Origin of the sequence: Clostridium beijerinckii (assembly GCF_018223745.1) — a bacterium.
GTDB classification, from domain to species: domain Bacteria; phylum Bacillota; class Clostridia; order Clostridiales; family Clostridiaceae; genus Clostridium; species Clostridium beijerinckii.
Window position 1 is genome coordinate 5,848,325 of record NZ_CP073653.1, and the last position, 22,104, is coordinate 5,870,428.

At 29.6% G+C, this 22,104-nt stretch carries 25 protein-coding genes; 7 read left to right on the forward strand and 18 right to left on the reverse strand.

Annotation, left to right across the window (positions count from 1 at the left end; translation table 11 throughout):
• Positions 1 to 151 precede the first annotated feature (151 nt).
• Both KEC93_RS25890 and KEC93_RS25895 read right to left on the reverse strand, forming a co-directional pair.
• Complete coding sequence (locus KEC93_RS25890) at positions 152 to 334, reverse strand: DUF1858 domain-containing protein (RefSeq protein WP_012061222.1); 183 nt, start codon at positions 332 to 334, stop codon at positions 152 to 154.
• Between the two features lie 98 nt (positions 335 to 432).
• Positions 433 to 1,719 carry an adenylosuccinate synthase gene (locus KEC93_RS25895; RefSeq protein WP_012061223.1) on the reverse strand — a complete coding sequence of 429 codons (1,287 nt, stop codon included), beginning with the start codon at positions 1,717 to 1,719 and terminating at the stop codon, positions 433 to 435.
• Between the two features lie 250 nt (positions 1,720 to 1,969).
• Here KEC93_RS25895 and KEC93_RS25900 point away from each other — a divergent pair, with 250 nt between their 5' ends.
• Together KEC93_RS25900 and KEC93_RS25905 are read left to right on the forward strand one after the other, a co-directional pair.
• The gene (locus tag KEC93_RS25900) at positions 1,970 to 3,145 is read left to right on the forward strand and encodes an NAD(P)-dependent malic enzyme (RefSeq protein WP_023976243.1); all 1,176 of its coding nucleotides are present in this window, start codon (positions 1,970 to 1,972) and stop codon (positions 3,143 to 3,145) included.
• 356 nt (positions 3,146 to 3,501) lie between these two features.
• Complete coding sequence (locus KEC93_RS25905) at positions 3,502 to 4,035, forward strand: hypothetical protein (RefSeq protein WP_039768445.1); 534 nt, start codon at positions 3,502 to 3,504, stop codon at positions 4,033 to 4,035.
• Between the two features lie 61 nt (positions 4,036 to 4,096).
• On the opposite strand, the gene proC is transcribed toward KEC93_RS25905, so the two are convergent.
• A complete protein-coding gene (proC, locus tag KEC93_RS25910; protein WP_023976355.1) occupies positions 4,097 to 4,897 on the reverse strand; it encodes a pyrroline-5-carboxylate reductase in 801 nt (266 codons plus the stop codon).
• A 145-nt stretch (positions 4,898 to 5,042) separates the two neighbouring features.
• Here proC and KEC93_RS25915 point away from each other — a divergent pair, with 145 nt between their 5' ends.
• Positions 5,043 to 5,381, forward strand: a complete 339-nt coding sequence (locus KEC93_RS25915) for a hypothetical protein (protein WP_017213159.1) — start codon at positions 5,043 to 5,045, stop codon at positions 5,379 to 5,381.
• Positions 5,382 to 5,481: 100 nt separating this feature from the next.
• On the opposite strand, the gene KEC93_RS25920 is transcribed toward KEC93_RS25915, so the two are convergent.
• From KEC93_RS25920 to KEC93_RS25970, 11 genes are all read right to left on the reverse strand, one after another.
• Positions 5,482 to 6,819: a replicative DNA helicase gene (locus KEC93_RS25920; RefSeq protein WP_023976354.1), complete on the reverse strand. Its 1,338-nt coding sequence runs from the start codon at positions 6,817 to 6,819 to the stop codon at positions 5,482 to 5,484.
• Between the two features lie 135 nt (positions 6,820 to 6,954).
• The gene (lonC, locus tag KEC93_RS25925; protein ID WP_077868738.1) at positions 6,955 to 8,850 is read right to left on the reverse strand and encodes a Lon family ATP-dependent protease; all 1,896 of its coding nucleotides are present in this window, start codon (positions 8,848 to 8,850) and stop codon (positions 6,955 to 6,957) included.
• Positions 8,851 to 8,862: 12 nt separating this feature from the next.
• Positions 8,863 to 9,309 carry a 50S ribosomal protein L9 gene (gene rplI / locus KEC93_RS25930; protein WP_017213161.1) on the reverse strand — a complete coding sequence of 149 codons (447 nt, stop codon included), beginning with the start codon at positions 9,307 to 9,309 and terminating at the stop codon, positions 8,863 to 8,865.
• Between the two features lie 3 nt (positions 9,310 to 9,312).
• Entirely contained in the window at positions 9,313 to 11,253 is a 1,941-nt protein-coding gene (locus KEC93_RS25935) for a DHH family phosphoesterase (protein ID WP_023976352.1), read from the reverse strand.
• A gap of 20 nt (positions 11,254 to 11,273) precedes the next feature.
• Positions 11,274 to 11,594, reverse strand: a complete 321-nt coding sequence (locus tag KEC93_RS25940) for a MazG-like family protein (RefSeq protein ID WP_012061232.1) — start codon at positions 11,592 to 11,594, stop codon at positions 11,274 to 11,276.
• A gap of 178 nt (positions 11,595 to 11,772) precedes the next feature.
• Positions 11,773 to 12,033 carry a 30S ribosomal protein S18 gene (gene rpsR, locus KEC93_RS25945; protein WP_012061233.1) on the reverse strand — a complete coding sequence of 87 codons (261 nt, stop codon included), beginning with the start codon at positions 12,031 to 12,033 and terminating at the stop codon, positions 11,773 to 11,775.
• 24 nt (positions 12,034 to 12,057) lie between these two features.
• Entirely contained in the window at positions 12,058 to 12,507 is a 450-nt protein-coding gene (locus KEC93_RS25950) for a single-stranded DNA-binding protein (RefSeq protein ID WP_012061234.1), read from the reverse strand.
• Positions 12,508 to 12,520: 13 nt separating this feature from the next.
• Positions 12,521 to 12,808 carry a 30S ribosomal protein S6 gene (rpsF, locus tag KEC93_RS25955; protein ID WP_012061235.1) on the reverse strand — a complete coding sequence of 96 codons (288 nt, stop codon included), beginning with the start codon at positions 12,806 to 12,808 and terminating at the stop codon, positions 12,521 to 12,523.
• Positions 12,809 to 12,909: 101 nt separating this feature from the next.
• Entirely contained in the window at positions 12,910 to 13,104 is a 195-nt protein-coding gene (locus KEC93_RS25960; protein WP_012061236.1) for a DUF951 domain-containing protein, read from the reverse strand.
• The gene (locus KEC93_RS25965) at positions 13,104 to 14,027 is read right to left on the reverse strand and encodes a mechanosensitive ion channel family protein (protein ID WP_023976351.1); all 924 of its coding nucleotides are present in this window, start codon (positions 14,025 to 14,027) and stop codon (positions 13,104 to 13,106) included. The genes KEC93_RS25960 and KEC93_RS25965 overlap by 1 nt, the downstream gene beginning before the upstream one ends.
• Before the next feature lie 15 nt (positions 14,028 to 14,042).
• Positions 14,043 to 14,285 (reverse strand): putative Se/S carrier protein, encoded by a 243-nt coding sequence (locus KEC93_RS25970; RefSeq protein ID WP_023976350.1) that lies wholly within the window; start codon positions 14,283 to 14,285, stop codon positions 14,043 to 14,045.
• 168 nt (positions 14,286 to 14,453) lie between these two features.
• Between KEC93_RS25970 and KEC93_RS25975 the strand changes: the two genes are divergently transcribed.
• The 4 genes from KEC93_RS25975 to KEC93_RS25990 all read left to right on the forward strand — a co-directional run bounded on the left by KEC93_RS25975 (position 14,454) and on the right by KEC93_RS25990 (position 17,632).
• Positions 14,454 to 15,101, forward strand: a complete 648-nt coding sequence (locus KEC93_RS25975; RefSeq protein ID WP_017210038.1) for a LysE family translocator — start codon at positions 14,454 to 14,456, stop codon at positions 15,099 to 15,101.
• A gap of 15 nt (positions 15,102 to 15,116) precedes the next feature.
• The gene (locus KEC93_RS25980) at positions 15,117 to 16,268 is read left to right on the forward strand and encodes an aminotransferase class V-fold PLP-dependent enzyme (protein WP_077868737.1); all 1,152 of its coding nucleotides are present in this window, start codon (positions 15,117 to 15,119) and stop codon (positions 16,266 to 16,268) included.
• A gap of 166 nt (positions 16,269 to 16,434) precedes the next feature.
• A complete protein-coding gene (yyaC, locus tag KEC93_RS25985; RefSeq protein WP_077868736.1) occupies positions 16,435 to 17,031 on the forward strand; it encodes a spore protease YyaC in 597 nt (198 codons plus the stop codon).
• 364 nt (positions 17,032 to 17,395) lie between these two features.
• The gene (locus tag KEC93_RS25990) at positions 17,396 to 17,632 is read left to right on the forward strand and encodes a hypothetical protein (protein ID WP_023976347.1); all 237 of its coding nucleotides are present in this window, start codon (positions 17,396 to 17,398) and stop codon (positions 17,630 to 17,632) included.
• A gap of 1,120 nt (positions 17,633 to 18,752) precedes the next feature.
• On the opposite strand, the gene KEC93_RS25995 is transcribed toward KEC93_RS25990, so the two are convergent.
• The 4 genes from KEC93_RS25995 to noc all read right to left on the reverse strand — a co-directional run bounded on the left by KEC93_RS25995 (position 18,753) and on the right by noc (position 22,026).
• Entirely contained in the window at positions 18,753 to 19,235 is a 483-nt protein-coding gene (locus KEC93_RS25995; protein WP_236892086.1) for a DUF4446 family protein, read from the reverse strand.
• A 60-nt stretch (positions 19,236 to 19,295) separates the two neighbouring features.
• A complete protein-coding gene (locus KEC93_RS26000) occupies positions 19,296 to 20,156 on the reverse strand; it encodes a ParB/RepB/Spo0J family partition protein (protein WP_023976345.1) in 861 nt (286 codons plus the stop codon).
• Positions 20,157 to 20,164: 8 nt separating this feature from the next.
• Complete coding sequence (locus KEC93_RS26005) at positions 20,165 to 20,926, reverse strand: ParA family protein (RefSeq protein ID WP_012061244.1); 762 nt, start codon at positions 20,924 to 20,926, stop codon at positions 20,165 to 20,167.
• A 317-nt stretch (positions 20,927 to 21,243) separates the two neighbouring features.
• Complete coding sequence (gene noc, locus KEC93_RS26010; RefSeq protein ID WP_023976344.1) at positions 21,244 to 22,026, reverse strand: nucleoid occlusion protein; 783 nt, start codon at positions 22,024 to 22,026, stop codon at positions 21,244 to 21,246.
• Positions 22,027 to 22,104 lie beyond the last annotated feature (78 nt).

Here is a 22,104-nt window from a genome sequence, read left to right on the forward strand (position 1 = left end):
ATCAATAATATTGTTAATGAATTATTTAATCTTATAATCTATTATAATCACAAAAATTAAATTACACATAAAAAACATAAACGATATAAATATATTTTTTAATAAGTAAAAAAGGATTCCCTAAAAAGAAAATCCTTTTAAAATAATTATCTTATCTATTTAATGCTTCTAATAAATCGTCTAGATTTAATCCATGTACTGTTGCAGCTTCTGCTATAGTTTCAGCTTGAGCTGATGGACATCCAACACATCCCATTCCGAAACTCATTAAAACTTGAGCTTTAGATTGATCTGCACTAACTACTTCACCAATTGTCATATCTTTAGTTATCATACTTTCACCTTCTTTAATATAACTTTATGTAATTATTGTCTACAATAAAATTATATTTTATACAAAACATAAAGTCAATACCCGAGCATAATACTAAACTATAGATTATCTATTCTCATAGTTTGATCTCTCTTTGGTCCAACTCCAACTATAGAAATTCTAGTCCCTGTGAATTCTGATATTCTTGCTAAATACTTCTTAACATTCTCAGGTAATTCATCATAACTTCTAACATCAGCTACACTATCATCCCAGCCATCAAATTCTTCATAAATTGGTTCACACTCTGCTAAGTCTTCTAAACTTGCTGGGAAGTAATCTATAACTGTATCATTAAATTTATATCCAACACATACTTTGATTTTTTCTAGACCAGCTAAAGTATCAATCTTAGTAACAGCTAATGATGTCAATCCACTCACTCTAACTGCAGTTTTAATTATAACTAAATCAAGCCATCCACATCTTCTTGATCTTCCTGTATTTACACCATATTCGTGTCCCTTTTCTCTAATCCAGTCTCCAGTTTCACCAAGTAATTCTGTTGGGAATGGTCCTTTACCGACTCTTGTAGTATATGCTTTTGTTATACCTACTGCATTAGTAATCATATTAGGTCCTATACCAGAACCACTTGAAACGCCTCCTGCAGTTGTGTTAGATGATGTTACATACGGATATGTACCATAATCAATATCTAATAGCATTCCTTGAGCGCCTTCAAATAAAACTGTCTTATCTGCTTTAATTGCATCATATACCTTAACTGATGTATCTTGAACAAATGGTCTTAATTTCTTAGCAAAACCTAAGTATTCATCTAGTATCTCATCAAAATTTAATGCTTCTCCACCTAATACTTTAGTAATATAAGCATTTTTCATTTCAACATTTTCTCTTAATTTTTCTATAAAAACATCTTCATGCAGTAAATCACAAACTCTGATTCCACATCTTTCAAATTTATCTGTATAACAAGGTCCGATTCCTCTACCTGTAGTACCTATATCATTTTTTCCTCTAGCTTTTTCTTTTAATTTATCTAGTACCTTATGGTATGGCATTATAAGCTGTGCTCTATCGCTTACTATTAACTTTTCAGGCGATATTTTAACTCCAACACCTTCTAAGTATTCTATTTCTTCAAATAAAGCCTTTGGATCTACAACTACTCCATTACCTATAACATTTAATTTATCTTCGTATAAAATTCCAGATGGTATTAATCGCAATTTGTATTCTTTATCACCAACCACTACTGTGTGACCAGCATTATTTCCACCTTGAAATCTAACAACTACATTAGCTTCCTCTGCTAAGTAATCTGTCATCTTTCCTTTTCCTTCATCTCCCCATTGAGCTCCTAAAACAATAAATGCTGACATTTATATTGCCTCCCTTAATATATAAAGTTTAAATAAATAACTTTAATTTTTATTATCAATTTGGAGTTTCATTAAATTTATTTTAACCTCTCCTTTTAAATAGTAGCAAAGTACTTTTCTATGGTCAACCACATATCGAATATTTTTTTGCTTTTTTTATAAATAATTCGTATAATTGTTTTATATTGTTATGATCAAGATCATGTTTTTGTAAATTTGAATATATTTAGCATATTAAGGAGTGTTTTTAATGAATATTTATGAAGAAGCCTTGAAATTTCATGAAGAAAAAAAAGGTAAATATGAAATCAAACCTACCTGTGAAGTTAAGACTGCTAAGGATCTAAGTCTTGCATATACACCTGGTGTTGCAGAACCTTGTCGTGAGATACATAAAGACCCATCCAAAGCTTATATATATACTCGTAAATGGAATACAGTTGCTGTTATTTCTGATGGAACTGCGGTTCTAGGACTTGGAGACATTGGTCCACTTGCTTCTTTACCTGTCATGGAGGGTAAGAGTATTTTATTTAAGGAATTTGGTAATGTAGATGCATTTCCTATAGTTTTAGATACTAAAGATATAGATGAAATTGTTAATACAGTTGTAAATATCGCGCCAACTCTTGGAGGAATAAATCTAGAAGATATTTCAGCTCCTAGATGCTTCGAAGTTGAAAAAAGACTGAAAGAGAAATTAAGTATTCCAGTATTTCATGATGATCAACACGGAACGGCTATAGTTGTTTTATCAGGTCTGTTAAATGCCTTAAAAATAGTAAATAAAAAACTAGAAAACCTAAAAGTAATTATAAATGGTGCTGGGTCTGCAGGAACTGCCATATGTAAGTTACTACTTTCTTCTGGAGTTAAAAATATAGTAATGTGTGATATAGATGGCGTAATAAGTAGAGATAAAGATTTAAGTCATAATATTTACATGCAAGAACTAGCTAATATAACTAATCCAAATAATGAAACTGGTACGCTTAAAGATGTTATAAAAGGTGCAGATGTTTTTATTGGTGTTTCTGCCCCAAATATAGTTTCTAAAGACATGGTTAGAACTATGAACAAAGATGGAATAATATTTGCAATGGCTAATCCAACCCCTGAAATTTTTCCTGAAGATGCAAAAGAAGCTGGAATTGCAGTAATGGGAACTGGTCGTTCAGATTATCCTAACCAAATAAACAATGTATTAGCCTTTCCAGGAATATTTAGAGGCGCTTTAGATGTAAGGGCTACAGAAATTAATGAAGATATGAAAGTAGCTGCTGCTTATGCTATAGCAAATGCTATACCGGCTGGTGAACTATCTCCTGATAATATAATACCAAAAGCATTTGATCTAAAAGTTCAAGCTTTAGTTGCTGAAGCTGTTAAAAAAGCGGCAATTAGAAGCGGCGTTGCTAGTATTTAGTATTCATGAATTTAAGTTTTTGATTTCCTATTTCAAATTAAGACCTACAATTGAATGATAAACTCAATTGTAGGTTTTATTATTTGTATTGCTTTTCTATTAAGATTCTACCAGATAATATAATACTGAAAATAAATATTTTATCCACAACTTCACTTAAGCAATAATTATTCACAGAATAAGTTTTATATAATTATCCACATTATATTATTATCAATCTTATCCACAAGAAGTATCTTCAAGAATTCTGTTAATAAATATATTATTCTCTTAAAACCAACTTAACTATAACCAATACTATAGGCAACCATAAACTATTTGATTAATATTAATTACATTGGGAGTGAGTGAATCACATGAATAAATTACTAATACCTATAAATGATGATACCTTTAAATCTAAAGTTAATATAAGATTTAATAATATACTTGATGGCTTATATTCTTTCAAAAATTTTACTCTTGTAGCTAGTGATATTGATGATGGTGAGAATAAACTAATCAAATTAATAGAATATATTTTTGAGATCAATAATTCTAACGCTTATATAGATTTTTATATAAACAAAATTTCACCTGAAGACAAAAACACGCTTTTTCATCTCCTTTCAGATGAAGATAAAGATATATTCACGTCTTATTTAAATTTTGATGAGCACACTGGTATATTTTTTAGACTTGTTGATAAAGAACTTATACCATTCCTAGTTCGTTTAAATACAAGAGAAATTTTCTTCGTCACTTTTTATTTTACTAATAAACCTATAACAATTTGGGGAAATTATGATTTAAACTTTCCTTGTTTTTTTAATGCTCAAGAAGATTTTGAATTTTACTATAATATATCTAAATCATTTGGCCTATTAATTAATTCTGATTTGGAAGGTTAAGGTTATAAAAAAGGTATATTAAATAATTATAATTATTTAATATACCTCCACTTTTCAATTACTACATATTTTTAGATTTCTCTGCACATTTATCCATAGCCTGTATAACACTATTTCTAAAACCTAATTTCTCTAGTTCAACTACTGCATCTATAGTAGTCCCAGCAGGTGAACAAACCATATCCTTTAGCTCTCCTGGATGTTTTCCTGTTTCTAAGACCATCTTTGATGATCCTAAGACACTCTGTGCTGCCATTTTATAAGCTTTAGCCCTAGGTATTCCTAATCTTACCGCCGAATCTGCCATAGCTTCAATAAACATGAAAACATATGCAGGTGATGATCCACATAATGCAATAAATGCGTGAAAATCTTTTTCTTCTAGTTGAACACATTCTCCGAAACTTTCAAATATCTTAAAGCAATAATCCAACTCATCTTTAGTTACATTCTTATTAGAGCATACCGCTGACATTGCTTGCCCTACAAGTGCTGGCGTATTTGGCATTGTCCTAATTATTTTAGCACTACTATTAATCCACTCCTCCATATTGCTAATTGTAATTCCTGCAGCTATAGTAATAATTAATTTATCTGTTGTTAATTCCGATTTAATTTCACTTATCATTTCCTTAAACATAAAAGGTTTAATAGCTAAAATAATAACATCAGATTCTCTTGCAACAATTGTACTATCTAAAGTTGTTTTCACTTGGAAACTTTCTTCTAATCGCTTTGAAGAAGATTCCGTTTTAGTTGATACTATTATATCATCAGCCTTTATAAATCCAGATTTAATAAGACCTCCAACCATAGAACTTCCCATATTACCACAACCAATGAAACCAATTTTTTTATTCATATCATAGCCCCCATTAAAAAATTTTTGTTATTTATTCAAATTTTATCATTTTATATGAATATCTTAATTATAAACCACCACTATCATAGGATAGCTTGTATTAAAACTTCACAAACTATAATTAAATATGAAGGGAGGAATATATATGAAAGATAATTTTTTAGTATATAATAATTGTTTAATAAGCCCAAAAGAATTCATTAATTCCGTGCTATCTCTTGAGCTCGAAGAACAACTTCCTACATGTGAACTTGAAGAATCTTCAGATTTTTATTACATAAATGTAGATTCATTCTATGATAGTAAACATATATTAGAAATATCTTATAAAAATCATTTTTTAATATTAAAAATTATGTTTAATAATAATTCAAAAGAATTTTTATTTCAGCGGATTTTTTATTTATCAAAAGTTGATGTAAGTAATATTTTACTCCATGATAATAAAAGCAGTTTAAAATTAATAATTCCAAAAGCTGTTTAATAATAATCATATTATTCACATCATTTAAAGATATAAGAAATTTTATATTTATATAAATTTCTTATATCTTTTTTATTTAGTATTACTAATTATTTAAATTTTATTCCTTATGAATTAAATCTAAATTACCGAATTTACTATACTGACCAAGCCACGCGAGTTTAACAGTTCCAACTGGTCCATTTCTCTGCTTAGCCATTATACATTCACCGATATTTTTATCTTCAGTTTCTTTATTGTAATATTCATCTCTATATAAAAACATAACAATATCGGCATCTTGCTCTATAGATCCTGATTCTCTTAAGTCAGATAACATCGGCCTATGATCTGCTCTTTGCTCAGGCGCACGTGACAGCTGAGACAAAGCTATTACTGGACATTCCATTTCTTTAGCTAATGCTTTAATCGATCTCGAAATTTCAGATACTTCTTGTTGTCTATTATCACTACCTGCTCCTCCAGACATAAGCTGCAAATAGTCTATGACGATTAGATCTATTCCATACTCCATTTTAAGTCTTCTACATTTTGATCTCATTTCCATAACAGTTACGCCAGCAGTATCATCTATATAAATTTTTGCCTTTGAAAGTGGACCTGCAGCCATAGCTATATTTTCCCAATCCTTATCTTCTAAAGTTCCAGTTCTAAGGCTTAACATATCTACGTTTGCTTCTGAACAAAGAAGTTTATATGCCAATTGCTCTTTAGACATTTCCAGAGAAAAGACTACAACACTTTTATTTTCTCTAAGAGCTGCGTGTTCTACAATATTTAGTGCAAATGTTGTTTTACCCATTGAAGGTCTAGCTGCTATTAATATCATATCTCCACTTTGAAATCCGGATGTTTTTGCATCTAGATCAGTAAAGCCAGATCCTACACCAGTAATTGTTCCCTTATTGTTGAACAATTTCTCTATTTGTGCAAATCCTCTTTCTAATACATCGCTTAAAGGTTCGAAATCCTTTGATGTTCTTTTTTCAGCTATATTAAATATTTTCTTTTCAGCACTATCCACGACATCTTCCACATTACTTTGATTATTATAACTTTCTTCTATTATTGCAGTTGATGACTTAATAAGTTTTCTCAACGTAGATTTATCAGAAACAATTTTTATATATGCGCTTAAGTTTGCAGTAGTTGGTACAGAAGAGCTTATTTCTGTTATATAGGTTACCCCTCCAGCTCTCTCAAGCATATCAGAACTCTTCAAATATTCTAATAGTGTTAATAAATCTACTGCTATATCACTTCTAAACATTTCTTGTATAGCTTTATATATTACCTTATGACCATCTCTATAAAAATCCGCTTCTTCTAAACTCTCTAGAACTTTGGCAATAGCATTCTTATCGATGATCATAGATCCTATAACTGATTGTTCCGCTTCTATGCTTTGAGGCAAACTCCTCATAACTGATGCATCCAAGTTTTATTCCTCCTATCTAATTATCAATTGACAATTAATTTTCCCTTTATCTTTTGTATATCATCATTCTAATTCTATCATTTCTTAGTTGCAAAAAAAAGTCTCCTTCATATTAAGGAGACCTATTTCATTAAATTAAATAAGGGCAATGTCCATAATCTCTTTTATAGATCCTACAGTTCTAATATGTATGTCATCAGTATTTAGAGGAATTTCATTTTTATTATCACTTGGAATTAAAACAGTTTTTATTCCCATTCTTCTAGCTCCATATATTTTTTCAAATATTCCTCCAACTGGTTTGACATTTCCTTTGAGTGATATCTCTCCTGTAATAGCCATATCTTGTCTTATAGGTTTGTTTAACAACGAACTTATTATGCAAATGGTGATAGCTGCACCTGCTGAAGGTCCATCTATTTTTCCTCCACCAACTATATTAACATGAATATCATAATCTTTAATGTCTTTATCGGTTAAGCTTCGGATTACTGAAGCAGCATTAAATACGGAATCCTTAGCCATACTTCCAGCTGTATCATTAAATCTTACTATACCTGAACCCTTTTTCTTTGCAGCAAAAACTGTAGCTTCAATTTCAATTGTAGATCCTAAAAAACCACTAACGCCTAATCCATACACATGCCCAACTTCGCTTTTGTCTACATTGCTTAGTCTTTCATATGGTGTATATCTTCCAACTGATATTACCTCATCTAAATCTGATAATTTTATTTCTAAGTTATCAACAAATTTTTTAGATCGGTGTAACGCATATCCATATGTGTCTGTCAGAATATTTACAGCTTTTCTACCCTCAAATGTATAATTACTTATTTTTTTAGCAACCCCATCTTCTAAGTTTACCTTTAATTTCTTAGCTGCATCTTCTACTATAAATACAACATCCTCTGAAGAAAGAGGTTCAAAATACACTTCTGTACATCTAGACCTTAAAGCCGGATTAATTTCACTTGGACTTTTAGTTGTAGCGCCAATTAAAACAAAGTCTGCTGGAGCTCCATTATCAAAAAGATATTTTATATATTTAGGTATTGTTTCATCATCCGGATCATAGTATGATGATGAAAATTCTACTCTTTTATCTTCTAAAACCTTCAACAGCTTGTTTTGAAGCATAGAGTCCAATTCTCCAATCTCATCTATAAATAGTATACCTCCATGTGCTTGTGTAACTAAACCTGGTTTAGGTTCTGGTATCCCAACCTCAGCCAGATCCCTTTTACTTCCTTGATATATTGGATCGTGTACCGATCCTAGCAATGGGTTTGTTATTTCTCTAGGATCCCATCTTAATGTAGTACCATCAACTTCAACGAATTTAGATTTGTCATCAAAAGGAGTAAATGAAAGTTTTTTAACCTCATCTAAAGCTAATCTCGCTGCTGTAGTTTTTCCAACTCCCGGAGGTCCATATAATATTATATGTTGTGGATATGGTGATGAAAGCTTTGATATTAATGATCTTATAGCTCTTTCTTGCCCAACTACTTGATTAAAATCCGTTGGTCTTAAAAAGCTCATAATATTTTTACTAGTAATTCTACTATCTAATTCTATTAAATTATTCAATTTGCTGATAGTCTTTTTATTTTCAGAACCCTTTTGCTTGTTTATAACTGAAAGTCTAACTTCATCTATATACTTTTCCTGCTTTTCCATAATAGATTGTTCAACTTGAGATTCGATTTTATTTTGAACATATCTTTTTGCTAGTTCATTTGAAATTAACCTAACTGTTCTATTTATGGCTTTTTGCAATTCTTCTTCCTTAGGTGTAACCTTTAAATCTTTTCCCTCTGCTAATATAGTATTTAGTGCGAAAACTTTATCGCAGAGATTTGATGATTGAATGAATTTATCTAGTTTAAACCTAACTGTTCTAGCCCTAAAAGCTCCTTTGTCGAGTACATTCTTAGTTATAGAAAATAAAGCCTCGATTTGTGATTCTAATGATAAGGTTCCTGAAATAATATCCTGCAATAAGCTTGCGTCATCATATGAATTCAAATTTAATCCTCCTTATTCTTGTGGAACAATAATCACCTTCATTTTAGTGCTAACTTCTGGATATAGTTTAATATCAATTTCATATCCGCCTGCTAATTTTATTGTATCCATAACAATTTTCTTTTTATCTATTTCAATCTTATACTGTTCTTTAATTAATTCTGCAACATCTTTACTAGTAATTGCACCAAATAACTTTCCACTTTCTCCTGTCTTAGCTTTAATTTTTATTTCTTTTCCTTTTAATTCTTCAGCTAATTTTTGTGCTGCCTCAAGTTCTGCTAACTTTTGTTTTCGCTCATTTTCTTTTTTATTATTCAAAATGTGCATATTTGCATCACTAGCTTCTTGTGCTAATTTCCTTGGAAATAAAAAGTTTCTTGCATACCCATCTGAAGCCTCAATGATATCACCCTTTTTACCTATCTTTTTAACATCTTGTAATAAAATAACTTTCATAACTTATTCACCTATCCTTAAGTATTTTTTCATTACTTCTTTTAATTCAACAATTACTTCCTCAATTGTCTTATTTGATATTTTTACTCCAGCAATATTCATATGTCCTCCTCCGCCAAGTGCTTCTAGCACTACTTGAACATTAATATCGCCAACTGACCTTCCACTTATATATATATCGTTATTTACTTCCCCCAAAACAAAGCTTACAGATATTCCGGATATATTTAGCAATTCATCTGCTGCCTTTGCTATAATTACTGTATCAATATTTTTAGGGGTTATAGCAATAGCTGTATTATCTCTTACTTCAGCAGATTTTATAGTCTCAGCAATAAGTAAATAATCTTCTAGGTCATCAGTAAACATCTTTTTAATTTCTATAGGATCTGCTCCCAAGGATTTTAAAAACGATGCAGCATCAAAAGTTCTGACACCAGTTTTAAAAGAAAACCCTTTTGTATCCATAAAAATACCTGCAAGCAAACCTTCTGCTTCTGTTCTTGTTAATTTAGGCTTATCAACCATATACTGAATAATTTCTGTTACCATCTCTGATGTAGATGAGGCATATACTTCTATATAATTAAGTATATCATGCTCTATCATATCAGGACTTCTTCTATGGTGATCTATTATTACTTTTCTTTGAACTTTATCTACTAGCGATAAATCAGCAACATAACTCTTATTATGAACATCCACAATAATTACTAGTGTTTGGGCATCTAAATCACTTTTTGCCTCTTCTACTGATATAAATAAATCATCATATTTAGATTCCTTGTTTAATTTATTTAAGAAATATCCAATTGCAGTAATGTCATTATTTAATATAATTTTACACCCGATCCCCAATTGCTTAACCACGCTAGCCAATCCGACTGCAGATCCAAAGCAATCCATATCAGGATTCTTGTGTCCTATTATATAAACCTTACTACTCTCTCTAATTAGTTCACTCAAAGCTCTAGCTATAACTCTTGCTTTTACTTTAGTTCTTTTTTCTATTTCCTTTGAATTTCCACCAAAAAACTTTATGTCATCATTAGTTTTAACAACAACTTGATCTCCACCTCTGCCTAACGCTAACTCTTTAGCTATATTAGCATTGTTATGATTTTCAAGTGGAGACATTCCACCTCTGCCAATACCAATAGATAAAGTAATTTCAATTGAATTCCCTTTATCTATTTTTGATATTACTTCCATTATATTGAACTTGTGTTTTATTTCATCTTCAATATACTTATCTTGAATTGATAATACATATTTATTGGTATCATATCTTTTAATCATTGCTTTTAAGTTATTGGCATATGTGTTTATTGTTCTCTCTATTTCAGCTACTAAAAGCGGTCTGTTGTTATCATCGGTTTTATCTATTACTTCTGTAAAATTATCTACTTCTATTAACATTACACTCTCTTGAGTGGTTTCATAATCTATTAGCTTCGTAATGTCATTAAAAGATAATAAGTATAGATTTTTTTTATTTTTAGTTTCAATTAAAGTAGCGTATACATCATATAATTTATTTTGTATGCTCAATCTTTGATGCAAATTATTTTCATTCTTTAAAAAATCATCTAGATTTATGCCTCTGGCTATACTTAAAATATTCTTTTCAGTATTTTCTTCATCTGATTTTAAAGTGTTAAATAAATTATTATACCAAACTATTTCTCCATCTTCTTTTATCAATACTAATGGATATATTGACTTTAATGCATTCTCTGATATACCTTTATTTATACTTTTTATAAATTGGTTAAAATCACTTTCCTTTTCCAAGTAATAATTTAATTGGTGGAAATTATCTATAAAATAGATTACTAGGATAATTATACCTATGCCTGTATAATTATATGCAAATAATAGTATTAAAATTGTAATTAGTAATCCAGGCTTAAGCAAACGTTTAAGCATAGTTATCCAATTCATAAAAAGCCTCCTAAGAATATTTAATCTCTTCTGTTACTAATATAATGCTTCAACTTACTTAAGCTTTTACCTTCTTTTTCAACTTGATCCTCTGCTCTTACCCCTAAATCTAATTTTGATTTTATATTATGGTCTATATCTACCAATGAATATCCTAACTTATCACCTAGAATATATAGTATAATTATAGCTCCTGAAATACAATCTAAAATAGAATCACGGGCTACATTGTTACCTTTTGTCAATAGTCTGAAAAACTCTCCTATTATACAAAGAAGTTGTGCTTTTAAATCTTCTATAATTTTAATGTTAGTCATAATATTAAAATTATCTTTTCTCATAGTCTATCACCTCTCTCAAAACCCTTGTATTATTATTTTAAATTTTTTTTGTGAGTATTGCAAGAATTTATAGATAATTTGCTATATTTTTCCACAAAGGTTAAGAGATTGATTTAATAATAATATTTTTTTATATTAAAAACCCCCTGATTTCTCAGGGGGAATATTACTACTACCATTATTCTGTTGTAAATGGTAATAATGCTATGTTTCTTGCTCTCTTAATTGAAGATGTTAATTCTCTTTGGTGCTTAGCACAAGTTCCAGAAATTCTTCTTGGAAGAATCTTTCCTCTTTCTGTAACATATTTTCTAAGCTTATTTATATCTTTATAGTCGATAAATTCAGCTTTATCTACACAAAAAGCACAAACTTTTTTTCTAGATCTTCTCATTTTACCACCAGGTCTTCTACCGTTGTTACCTTCTTCTCTGCTCATTATATTCCCTCCTTACTTAAAATTTTAGAAAGGCATATCTCCGTCATCTACCGGAGTTATATCCTCTTCAAATCCACCACTGAATGCATCATTCGCTGGTGCTGAATATTCATTGCTATTACCAAAACTATTTCCTGATGAATTACTTCCTTTACTTCCTAGGAATTCAACTCCACCAAATTGATCTGCTACAACTTCGGTAACATATCTCTTAGTTCCGTCTTTCGCATCATAACTTCTGGTTTGGATTCTACCACTAATAGCCACTTGGCTACCTTTACTCATGTAATTAGCAGTACTTTCAGCTTGTTTGCCCCATACTACTACAGGAACAAAATCTGCTTCTCTTTGGCCAGTTTTTGTATTATATTTATCAACTGCTAATGTTAAGGTTGTTACTGCTGCTCCACTTCCTGGAGTAAATCTTAGTTCTGGATCTTTTGTTAATCTTCCGATTAGAACTACTTTATTCATTTACAACGCCACCTTATACTTGTTCATTAACAATGATATGTCTTATAACACCATCAGTGATTCTGAATATTCTATCTAACTCTCTTGGTAATTCAGGGTTAGCAGTAAAGTTAACTAAAGTATAAAAACCTTCACTAACTTTTGAGATTTCATAAGCAAGCTTTCTCTTACCCCAGAAATCAACATTTTCTACTGTTCCTCCACCATTTTCTATAACACCCTTAAACTTTTCGATGTTAGCTTTTACAGTTTCTTCATCGAATGATGGGTTTAATATAAATATAGTTTCGTACTTTCTCATTAATTTCACCTCCTCCCCTCGGACTAACGGCTATGCTTTGCATAGCAGGGATTACAATTAATGATTATACCATTAATAAAAGAATGAATCAAGTTTTTTTGCTAACTTTCTGCAGCAATTACTATTTTTTTTGCTTCCTTTTTAAATTTCACTCTGGGAATCATTACAATTCTACCACAGCCAGTACATTTTATTTTTATATCTGCACCTACCCTTATTATTTCAAATTGATTTGAACCGCATGGATGTTGCTTCTTCATTTCAACCACATCTCCGAGATTAAAGTTTTCTACCATTACTCCCCATCCTTCTCTATATTTTCATTATCTAGTTGTTTCTCATCCAATGATACATTTATTCTATTTTTATCCAAAGCTAACTTTATTGACATTCTAAGCTCTCTTTCCATTTTCCACTGCATTAATGGCTTTGCATTCCCTACTACTCTTATTGTAACCTTCGATACTTCAAGAGCTATGACTCCAGTTATTTCTATGGATTCACCTATATATTCTTCGTTTTTGCTCTTAAACTCGTCACAAGCAGCTCTTATAACGTTAATAACTTTTTTAATATCTTCCTGTGGAGATATATCTATGTCTACCGTGAACCTAATATCATTCCTCGAATGATTTGTAACTCCACCTATTGACCCGTTTGGAATTGAATGTATATCCCCTGTAAAATCTTTAATCACGGTGGCTCTAATTCCTATACTTTTGACAATTCCATTAAAACTTCCTATTGTTACATGATCTCCTACTCCAAATTGATTTTCAAATAAAATAAAAAATCCATTAATTAGATCTTTTATTAGACTTTGCGCACCAAGGCCAACTGCAATTCCACCTATACTCGCAAACGTAAATGACATACCACCAAATACAATTGATATTATTATTGTTATCCCCATAAAATATACTGAATATTTTAAAACACTTTTCAATACTTCCCCCAGAGTTTTTGCCCTTTGAGAATCCAAAGAAATCACTGCATTACTTTCAATTTGTTTATCAACGAACTTTTTTATTAAATGCTTACCTATTTTTATAGAAAAATACATTATAATTATTACTACTGCTATTTTAAGTGCTTTATTTATTATTAGCTCGATTGATTTAACACTTATGATATCTACCAGCGTACTATTAATATTAGATTTCAATTCCTTTAAAAATTGGAAATCTTCCTCTAACTCTATTAAGTAATTACCATACAAACATAATCCCCCTTCCTATTTATTAATTAGTATATATCCTTCATCATTTCTATAGTATACATTTTTATATTCCATTAAATCATCATTTATTATGTTATCTATATCTGCCTTTTTATCTATTCTCACACATATCCCACAACTCATAGTTATAGATGTAGGAGTTGGCATTATTCTAAACTCTAGATCTAATTCTTTTAATTTTTTTTCTGCTGACATTGCATCATATGTATTTTTGAATACTATTATATAATAATCCATATTTACACCACCTATATAATATTTATTATAACTTATATTAATATTATATATATTTTTTTAAATTTATAAAGGTTAAGAACACATTCATATAAAAACTTCATAAATTTAGTGAAAAATATATCTTTTTATTTTATAATTATATAGAAATGCAATTAGAAGGAGAATATAATGTTTTCAGTAATTAACATATTAAAAGCTATATTAATTGGTTTTTTTACAGGTTTTGTTGCCTCTATACCTTTGGGGCCCTCAGGCCTTGAATCTGTTAGTCGTTCAATATCAAAAGGTTTTAAAGAGGGATTTAAAGTATCACTTGGTGCTGTATCCGCAGATATAACATATATAGTAATTATAAACCTAGGTCTTTTTACAATACTTACCAGAAATCCTAAGTTTCACAGTCTATTTTGGATAGTATCTGGTATTGTTTTAATTATATCTAATAAAATATCATTTACAGCTAAAAAGCCAGGCCTTAACTTAGAAAAATCAATTTATAGACGTTCATCAAATGGTTTTTTAACTGGTTTTTTGATAACGTTTCTCAATCCAACAACTCCATCATTATGGATTGCATTAAGTGGAACCATATTCAATGTTTGGAGACATCATGGAAGGATATATTTTATATTCTCAATCTCATCAATGATAATTGGAAGTATAACTTGGTTTTGCTTTCTTAATATTTTAGTAAGTAAAGGTTTTAAGAAATTCAAACCTGATTTGGCCAATAATACAACTAAGATATTGGACTACTTCCTATTTGCTTTGGGTATAATATTTATTATTTGGGGCTCTTACAAATTATTTTTTTAGAGGTGAATACTTGATATGGAAGTTTACTTAGATAATTCATCAACAACTTTTCCTAAACCAAAGCAAGTTATTAATGCCATGTGTGACTATATGCTAAATGTAGGTGGCAATGCAGGCCGTGGAAATTACAGTAATTCTCTTCAAAGTAATAGATGCCTTTATGATGCAAGAGAATTAATTTGCAATTTTTTTGGTTATGATTCCCCTAGTAATGTTATTTTTACAAACAACGTTACTACATCTTTAAACATATTAATCAAAGGTATTTTAAGGCATGGTGATCATGTAATAACATCTTCAATGGAACATAATTCTGTTATTAGACCATTATTCTTTTGTAAGGAGAATCTTCAAATTGAATTAGATATAGTAGCTGCAAATTCTGAAGGTTTTATCAATGCCCATGATTTAAAGAAGAAAATTACTAATAAAACAAGGCTAGTTGTAATGACTCAAGCATCTAACGTCACAGGCTCAGTACAAGACCTATATAACATCGGTAAAATATGTGATGAAAACAATATTTTTTTCATTGTTGATTCTTCTCAGGGTGCCGGTGTTCTAGATATCAATATGAAAAACATAAAAGCTAATGCGATAGCTTTTACAGGACATAAAAGTTTATTGGGTCCGCAAGGAATTGGTGGATTTATATTGGACTCTAAATTTAACGACTCTTGTTCAAGTCTAATACATGGCGGTACTGGAAGTCTTTCTTATTCTTTATCACAACCAGACTTTCTACCTGATAAGTTTGAATGTGGAACTCATAATCTTCCAGGGATAGTTGGATTATCAGAATCTATTAAATACATAAACTCAGTAGGTTTAAATTCAATTTATGAACATAATAACTATTTAATAAAACATATGCTAGAAGGTTTGCTAAACATCAAAGGAATAACTGTTTATGGTGATTTATCTGGCAAAAGGCTAAGTTCATGTATTTCTATAAATCTTAATTCCCTCGATCCTTCTGAATTGGGATATTATTTAGAATGTGAAGGAATAAAGACTAGATCTGGTTTGCATTGTTCTCCATTAGCACACAAGACCATAGGTAGTTATCCATCCGGAACTGTCAGACTAAGCATTAGTTATTTTACAACTAAGGAAGAAGTTAATTATGCGCTTACGGTTCTAAATAAAATTCCAAAAAATCTATAACAACAAATATTTCAAGTGCTCTTAGCACCGGCCTTAATACATACCTTTTATATTATTTTCTTGTTAGATGTGATTATTAATTTAATTTGTATTCTATTTATTATTTTTAGACAATGAATAAAACCTCTTTTTATTGGAAATAAATCTAATAAAAGGAGGTTTTCTTATGTGTCAAAGTTTTTCTGTAAACTCATCTTCACTGGCTTCTTGTACTAAAATCAAAGATTATTTATTGGCTGAATTACAACCAATACTTTATGAAGATAGACCAATTATATTTATTTGTATTGGAAGTGATAGATCTACTGGAGATTCATTAGGCCCATTAGTAGGACATAAATTAAAACATTTTTCTAAGAATAATATATATATATTTGGAACACTCGAAAATCCAATACATGCAAAAAATATAGTAAGTAAATTAAATGAGATAAATTTTAATTTTATAAATCCATATATTATAGCAATCGATTCTTGTTTAGGATCTATAAATAATATAGGTAAAGTTTTCATACAGAAAAAGCCTCTACTTCCTGGTTTGGCTTTAAATAAGAACCTTCCTGCTGTTGGTGATATGAGCATAACTGGTATTGTAAATGTATCCGGAGGATTTGATTTTTTAGTTTTACAAAATACTAGATTATATACTGTTATGAATCTCGCAGATTCAATTTCTAGAGGTATCTATTATTTTATTTTAAAGAGCTTAGATAGGCCTAGAACTACTAGCACTTCTGAAATATTCAATTTTAGTAACTTTTAATTCTTAATTGTTTTAACAAAACAATTCTCATTTCTATGATTATTAATTTATTTTAAACTTATATAGTTGTCATCAGTGTAATACTATTTTGTATTATTTTTTAATAAAGATTGTTTCACGTGAAACAATCTTTATTTTCTTTGCTAATTTTCTTTTAATAATAAAAACTTTCTAGCCATGCGTGGTATATTATAATTTAATAGTTTTCTGGTTTTTAACATAGCTATAATCACTTACTTATAACTATACTAGTGTAAAAATGCTTGAATAATTCTACAACTAAATAAAGTAAAAAAACATCTATGACAAATCCTTGTTATAATTGAGTTACCACACAATAATGCCAACAAGGAGCCATACATAAATGCTTCAAAACACAATTGTATCGGATGAACTATCAATATACAATTTTTTAAAAGAACTAAATTTTAATTTTTACTTAAATACGCGTCAATTAATGAATTTAGAAAATATAATGAATGCTATGATATCAGAAGGTTATAATGTTAAAATTTCCGACATAGTAGAGCTTGCTCCTTCGAAACATAGAACTAGTATTACTAGATTTCTTTCAAATAATAGTTTCTTTACTACCGTGTAACGGATTAGTTCTGCCATACTCAATTGATATCTATAATAAAGATTATATGATAAAAATAGAATTAACTCAAAAATTAATTACAACACTTCTCAAGCTTGAAAATAAAGCCTATATATTAGCTGTTCGTTAGGCGATCGAACCATTTTTAGAGATTGCAAAACTTACTTAGGGCTAGATGGAAATCAAGCAAAAAGTAAAAAAAGTATTAATAGATATCTAATCATAATGTTAGTAAATTATACTTATTGCGAAATATACTGTATTGATTTTCTTCACATTAATGCTGAATATAAGTTGCTAATAAGAATTTAGAAAAGTCTAAAATAATATATTTACAAAGCTACTTCAAGCGGGTAGGTCTATAGAAAAATTTTTCTAGTCATTAGAAATAGCTTGTAATATGTTTTTTTATTCAACTGTAAATTTCTTTAAACAAAACTGCACCATTGTAGATAATATCTATTTTTCAATAAGGAAATCAATCTTAATTATCTATGTAAATGCGTTGATATATTCCTTCAAGGTTCATTTATTCATACGCTATATCTTCTCTATATTTTATTTTTATATACTCTTTTATTATCTTTATGCTCATTCCTATTATATCTACATAATATCCTTACAGAAAATTGTCCATTTCTATACTTGCATTTTTGTGTGTCTATAAAAAATCATCAATGAATTCTACCTTTCAGATATCCCATAGATTTCACTACACTTAATTTAGGTGGTGTACTTACAAACATATTATATAATCTAGAAATGCTTTCACTTTTATAATTTCAAGTGTTTTTTTCGCATAATAATTCAGGTGTTTTCATATATAATTCTTTATCTTCTTGTATATGATTTTTCTTCTAAATCTTGGCATGAAAACCATATGATATTTACCATTCCGTTCACTATACTCTAAATTATCAATGTCCACAAAAGATACACCGCCTTGTAGTTCATAGTTCAAGTCGGCAAACATGCTATAATTTTGCAGCAGAGATTTATTTCTTTACTTACAGTCAAAAGCTTTCCGTAACCACAAGTCCAACTTGTGACATTCTTAAATACAAAAATAGAGCACCAAAATCTATTGGTGCCCACTTAACTAAAATCAATTCTACTAATTTTAATTTTCTTTATTAGCTGCTTCATTTAAAACATATAACTCTTCCTCGGAAAGGTCATATCTTGATATTCCCTTATCAATTGGTTTTGCATAAGTTGTACTTTCTTGCCTTCCATATATACCAGTTAAAATAACTCCATCATTTCTATCATCTAGCATAGCTATCGAAAAGCTCAAGTCACTACCAACATTCTCGAATGCCTTATATCTCATAATTGCTACTTTTTGAACACAATCCTTCATCTTAACTTCTAATCTCTTACATTCTTCTAGAGCCTTATCAGATCTTTCTTTAGCATCTTCAATACTATCTAATCTTTCCAGTAACATTTCTTCTAAATTATTATTAGTAGTACCTTTCATTAATTTTCTGTATCTGCTTTCTACTTTTCCAACTGCTTTAAATAAGGCCACTACCATTATAAATAATAATATAATTATTATTGACATTCCAATTAATAAATATGGCATTATATCATTCATTGCACTAATTAGCATATCCAATCTTGTGTCATTCCTTTCATAATTGTTTCACGTGAAACATTACATATTAATAATGTCGAGTATTCTTTGAAGATCTTCCTCTGAATAATATTCAATTTCTATTTTACCCTTGTTTTTCTTGTTTAAAATATTTACCTTTGTTCCAAAATAGTTCTGAAGCTGATTCTTAATTTCTTTATAATAAGGATTTACTTCTCCTATGTTTTCATTATTTTTTTCCTTTTCAATATCCTCACTAATTCTTTTTATTAATCTTTCTAATTCTCTAACAGATAATTTTTCATCAATTACCTGCTGAGCTATTTCATACTGTTTCTGCTTATCATTTATTGAAAGAAGTACTCTTCCATGTCCTTCCGTTATGATACTCTCAATTATATATTGTTGAACACGTTCATCCAGATTCATCAATCTCATTGTATTAGCAATAGCAACCCTTGATTTTCCTATTCTTTTACTTAATTCTTCTTGTGTGATTTTAAAATCATTTAACAATTTTCTATATGCTAAAGCCTCTTCTATTGGATTTAAGTCTTGGCGTTGAATATTCTCTATCAATGATATTTCTAATATATCTCTATCACTTAATTCCATTATTATTGCTGGGACCTCTTTTAATCCAACCATTTTAGCCGCTCTCCATCTGCGCTCTCCAGCAACTATAATGTATCTATCATCTTTTAGCTCTCTTAAAATTAAAGGTTGAATAACACCATGGGTTTTGATTGACTCTGCTAATTCAGCTATCTTTTCGGAGTCAAACAATTTTCTTGGTTGATCTTCATCACTTTTAATTTTATTTATAGGAATGAGCAAACTATTATTTTCTTGTGCAGTATTATCTGATTCCTCCGGTATAAGTGCTCCTAATCCTTTTCCTAAGGCGAATTTCTTTGCCATTCTATCACCTACTGTCTCTCTAAAAACTCTTTAGTTAATTTTACATACGCCTCAGCGCCCTTACATTTTTCGTCATACAACATTATCGGAAGTCCAAAGCTTGGCGCCTCTGCAAGCCTTACATTTCTAGATATTGTAGCTTCATATACCTTATTCTTAAAATATTTTTTCACTTCTTTCAAAACTTCATTACTAAGATTTGTCCTATAATCAAACATTGTCATTACAACGCCTTCGATTTCTAGCTTTTTATTAAGAGATTTTTTTACTAATTGTATTGTGTTTATTAATTGACTAACCCCCTCCAATGCATAGAATTCGCATTGTATTGGTATTAGCACTGAATCTGCACATGTTAATGCATTTATTGTTAATACCCCTAAAGATGGTGGACAATCTATAAACACATAGTCATATTCTGATTCAATCTCTTTTAATTTATTCTTCATTATATTTTCCCTATCACTTCTATTTATAAGTTCCACCTCTGCGCCAGCTAGTTCCATCGTTGACGGTGATATGTACAAGTTCTGGACTAAGTCACTCCTTACTATAGATTCCTTCATAGTTGCATCAGAAATTAACACATCGTAAATGGATAAGTCTAAATTACTTTTATCCAATCCTAATCCACTCGTAGTATTTCCTTGAGGATCTATGTCTATAGTTAATACTCTATAACCTTCCATTGCTAAATATGCACATAAGTTTATATTAGTAGTTGTTTTCCCAACCCCACCTTTTTGATTAAAAATGCAAATTACTTTCATAAGCACAGCCCTAAAAGAGCGTCCCCCCTTTCCATATTAATATTATATATACTTTTTTATTATAATAAAAGAATTATGTTCTAAAAAACAATAACTCTTAATAAAATATATTCTATCATAAAATATTTTTCATTAATTCTTAATTTTCTGTGTATAAATATAAGATTAATATATACTTGCAATAATAAATTTACATTTAGAATTCTATTCATGTAAGCCCTAAGTTAAGACCAAAATGTAGAAATTTAATTACAACATGTATATATAATTAAAGTTAAGGTAATACTTGGTAAAACCTTAACTTCCAATTATTCCTCTTATTTTTTTGTTTTTGGTATCTTTACTACTACTTCTATAAATTCATCATCATCTTTATATGAATATTCAGCTGGAATATCAAATTTCTGCAAAACTTGTTTTATTGTATTAACATAAAGTTTAGCCGGCAATACACCTCTTATATTTCTTTTATTCTTATTTTTTAATTCTTCTCCAGCTAATTTAAGCAATTCTTTGTTAATTAATTCTTCTGTTTTCTTAACATTTAATCCGTCTTTTATTACTTTTTGAACAATTCTTAATTGCATTTCTTCAGTCGGAATTGTTAACAATGCTCTTGCATGTCTTTCAGTTAATTTATTCTTTAAGCATAATTCCCTGACTTCACTACTTAACTTTAGCAATCTTAATTTATTAGCGATTGTTGATTGCTTCTTTCCCATCTTTTTTGCTAATTCATCTTGTGTAAAATTATGATCACTTATTAAATTATAATAAGCTTCTGCTTCTTCTATGTAATTTAAATCTTCTCTTTGAAGATTTTCAAGTAGAGCTATCTGAGCAGATTCAGAGTCAGTTATATCTATAATATTGCAAGGAACCGTCTCTAACTCAGCTAACTTAGCTGCTCTAAGTCTTCTCTCTCCTGCTACCAATTCAAAGACCTCTCCGCGCCTTCTTACAGTAATTGGTTGAATTATTCCATGTTCTCTAATTGATTGTGATAACTCTTCTATAGCTTCTTCATTAAAATATTTACGTGGTTGATAAATATTTGGAATGACTTTATTTATGCTAATACTTACTATTTCATTATTCATGTTCCCAACCCATCCCTTATTAAAATACTACATACATATTTTACCTTATTATCCTTATTTGTCTATATAGCTCCTACC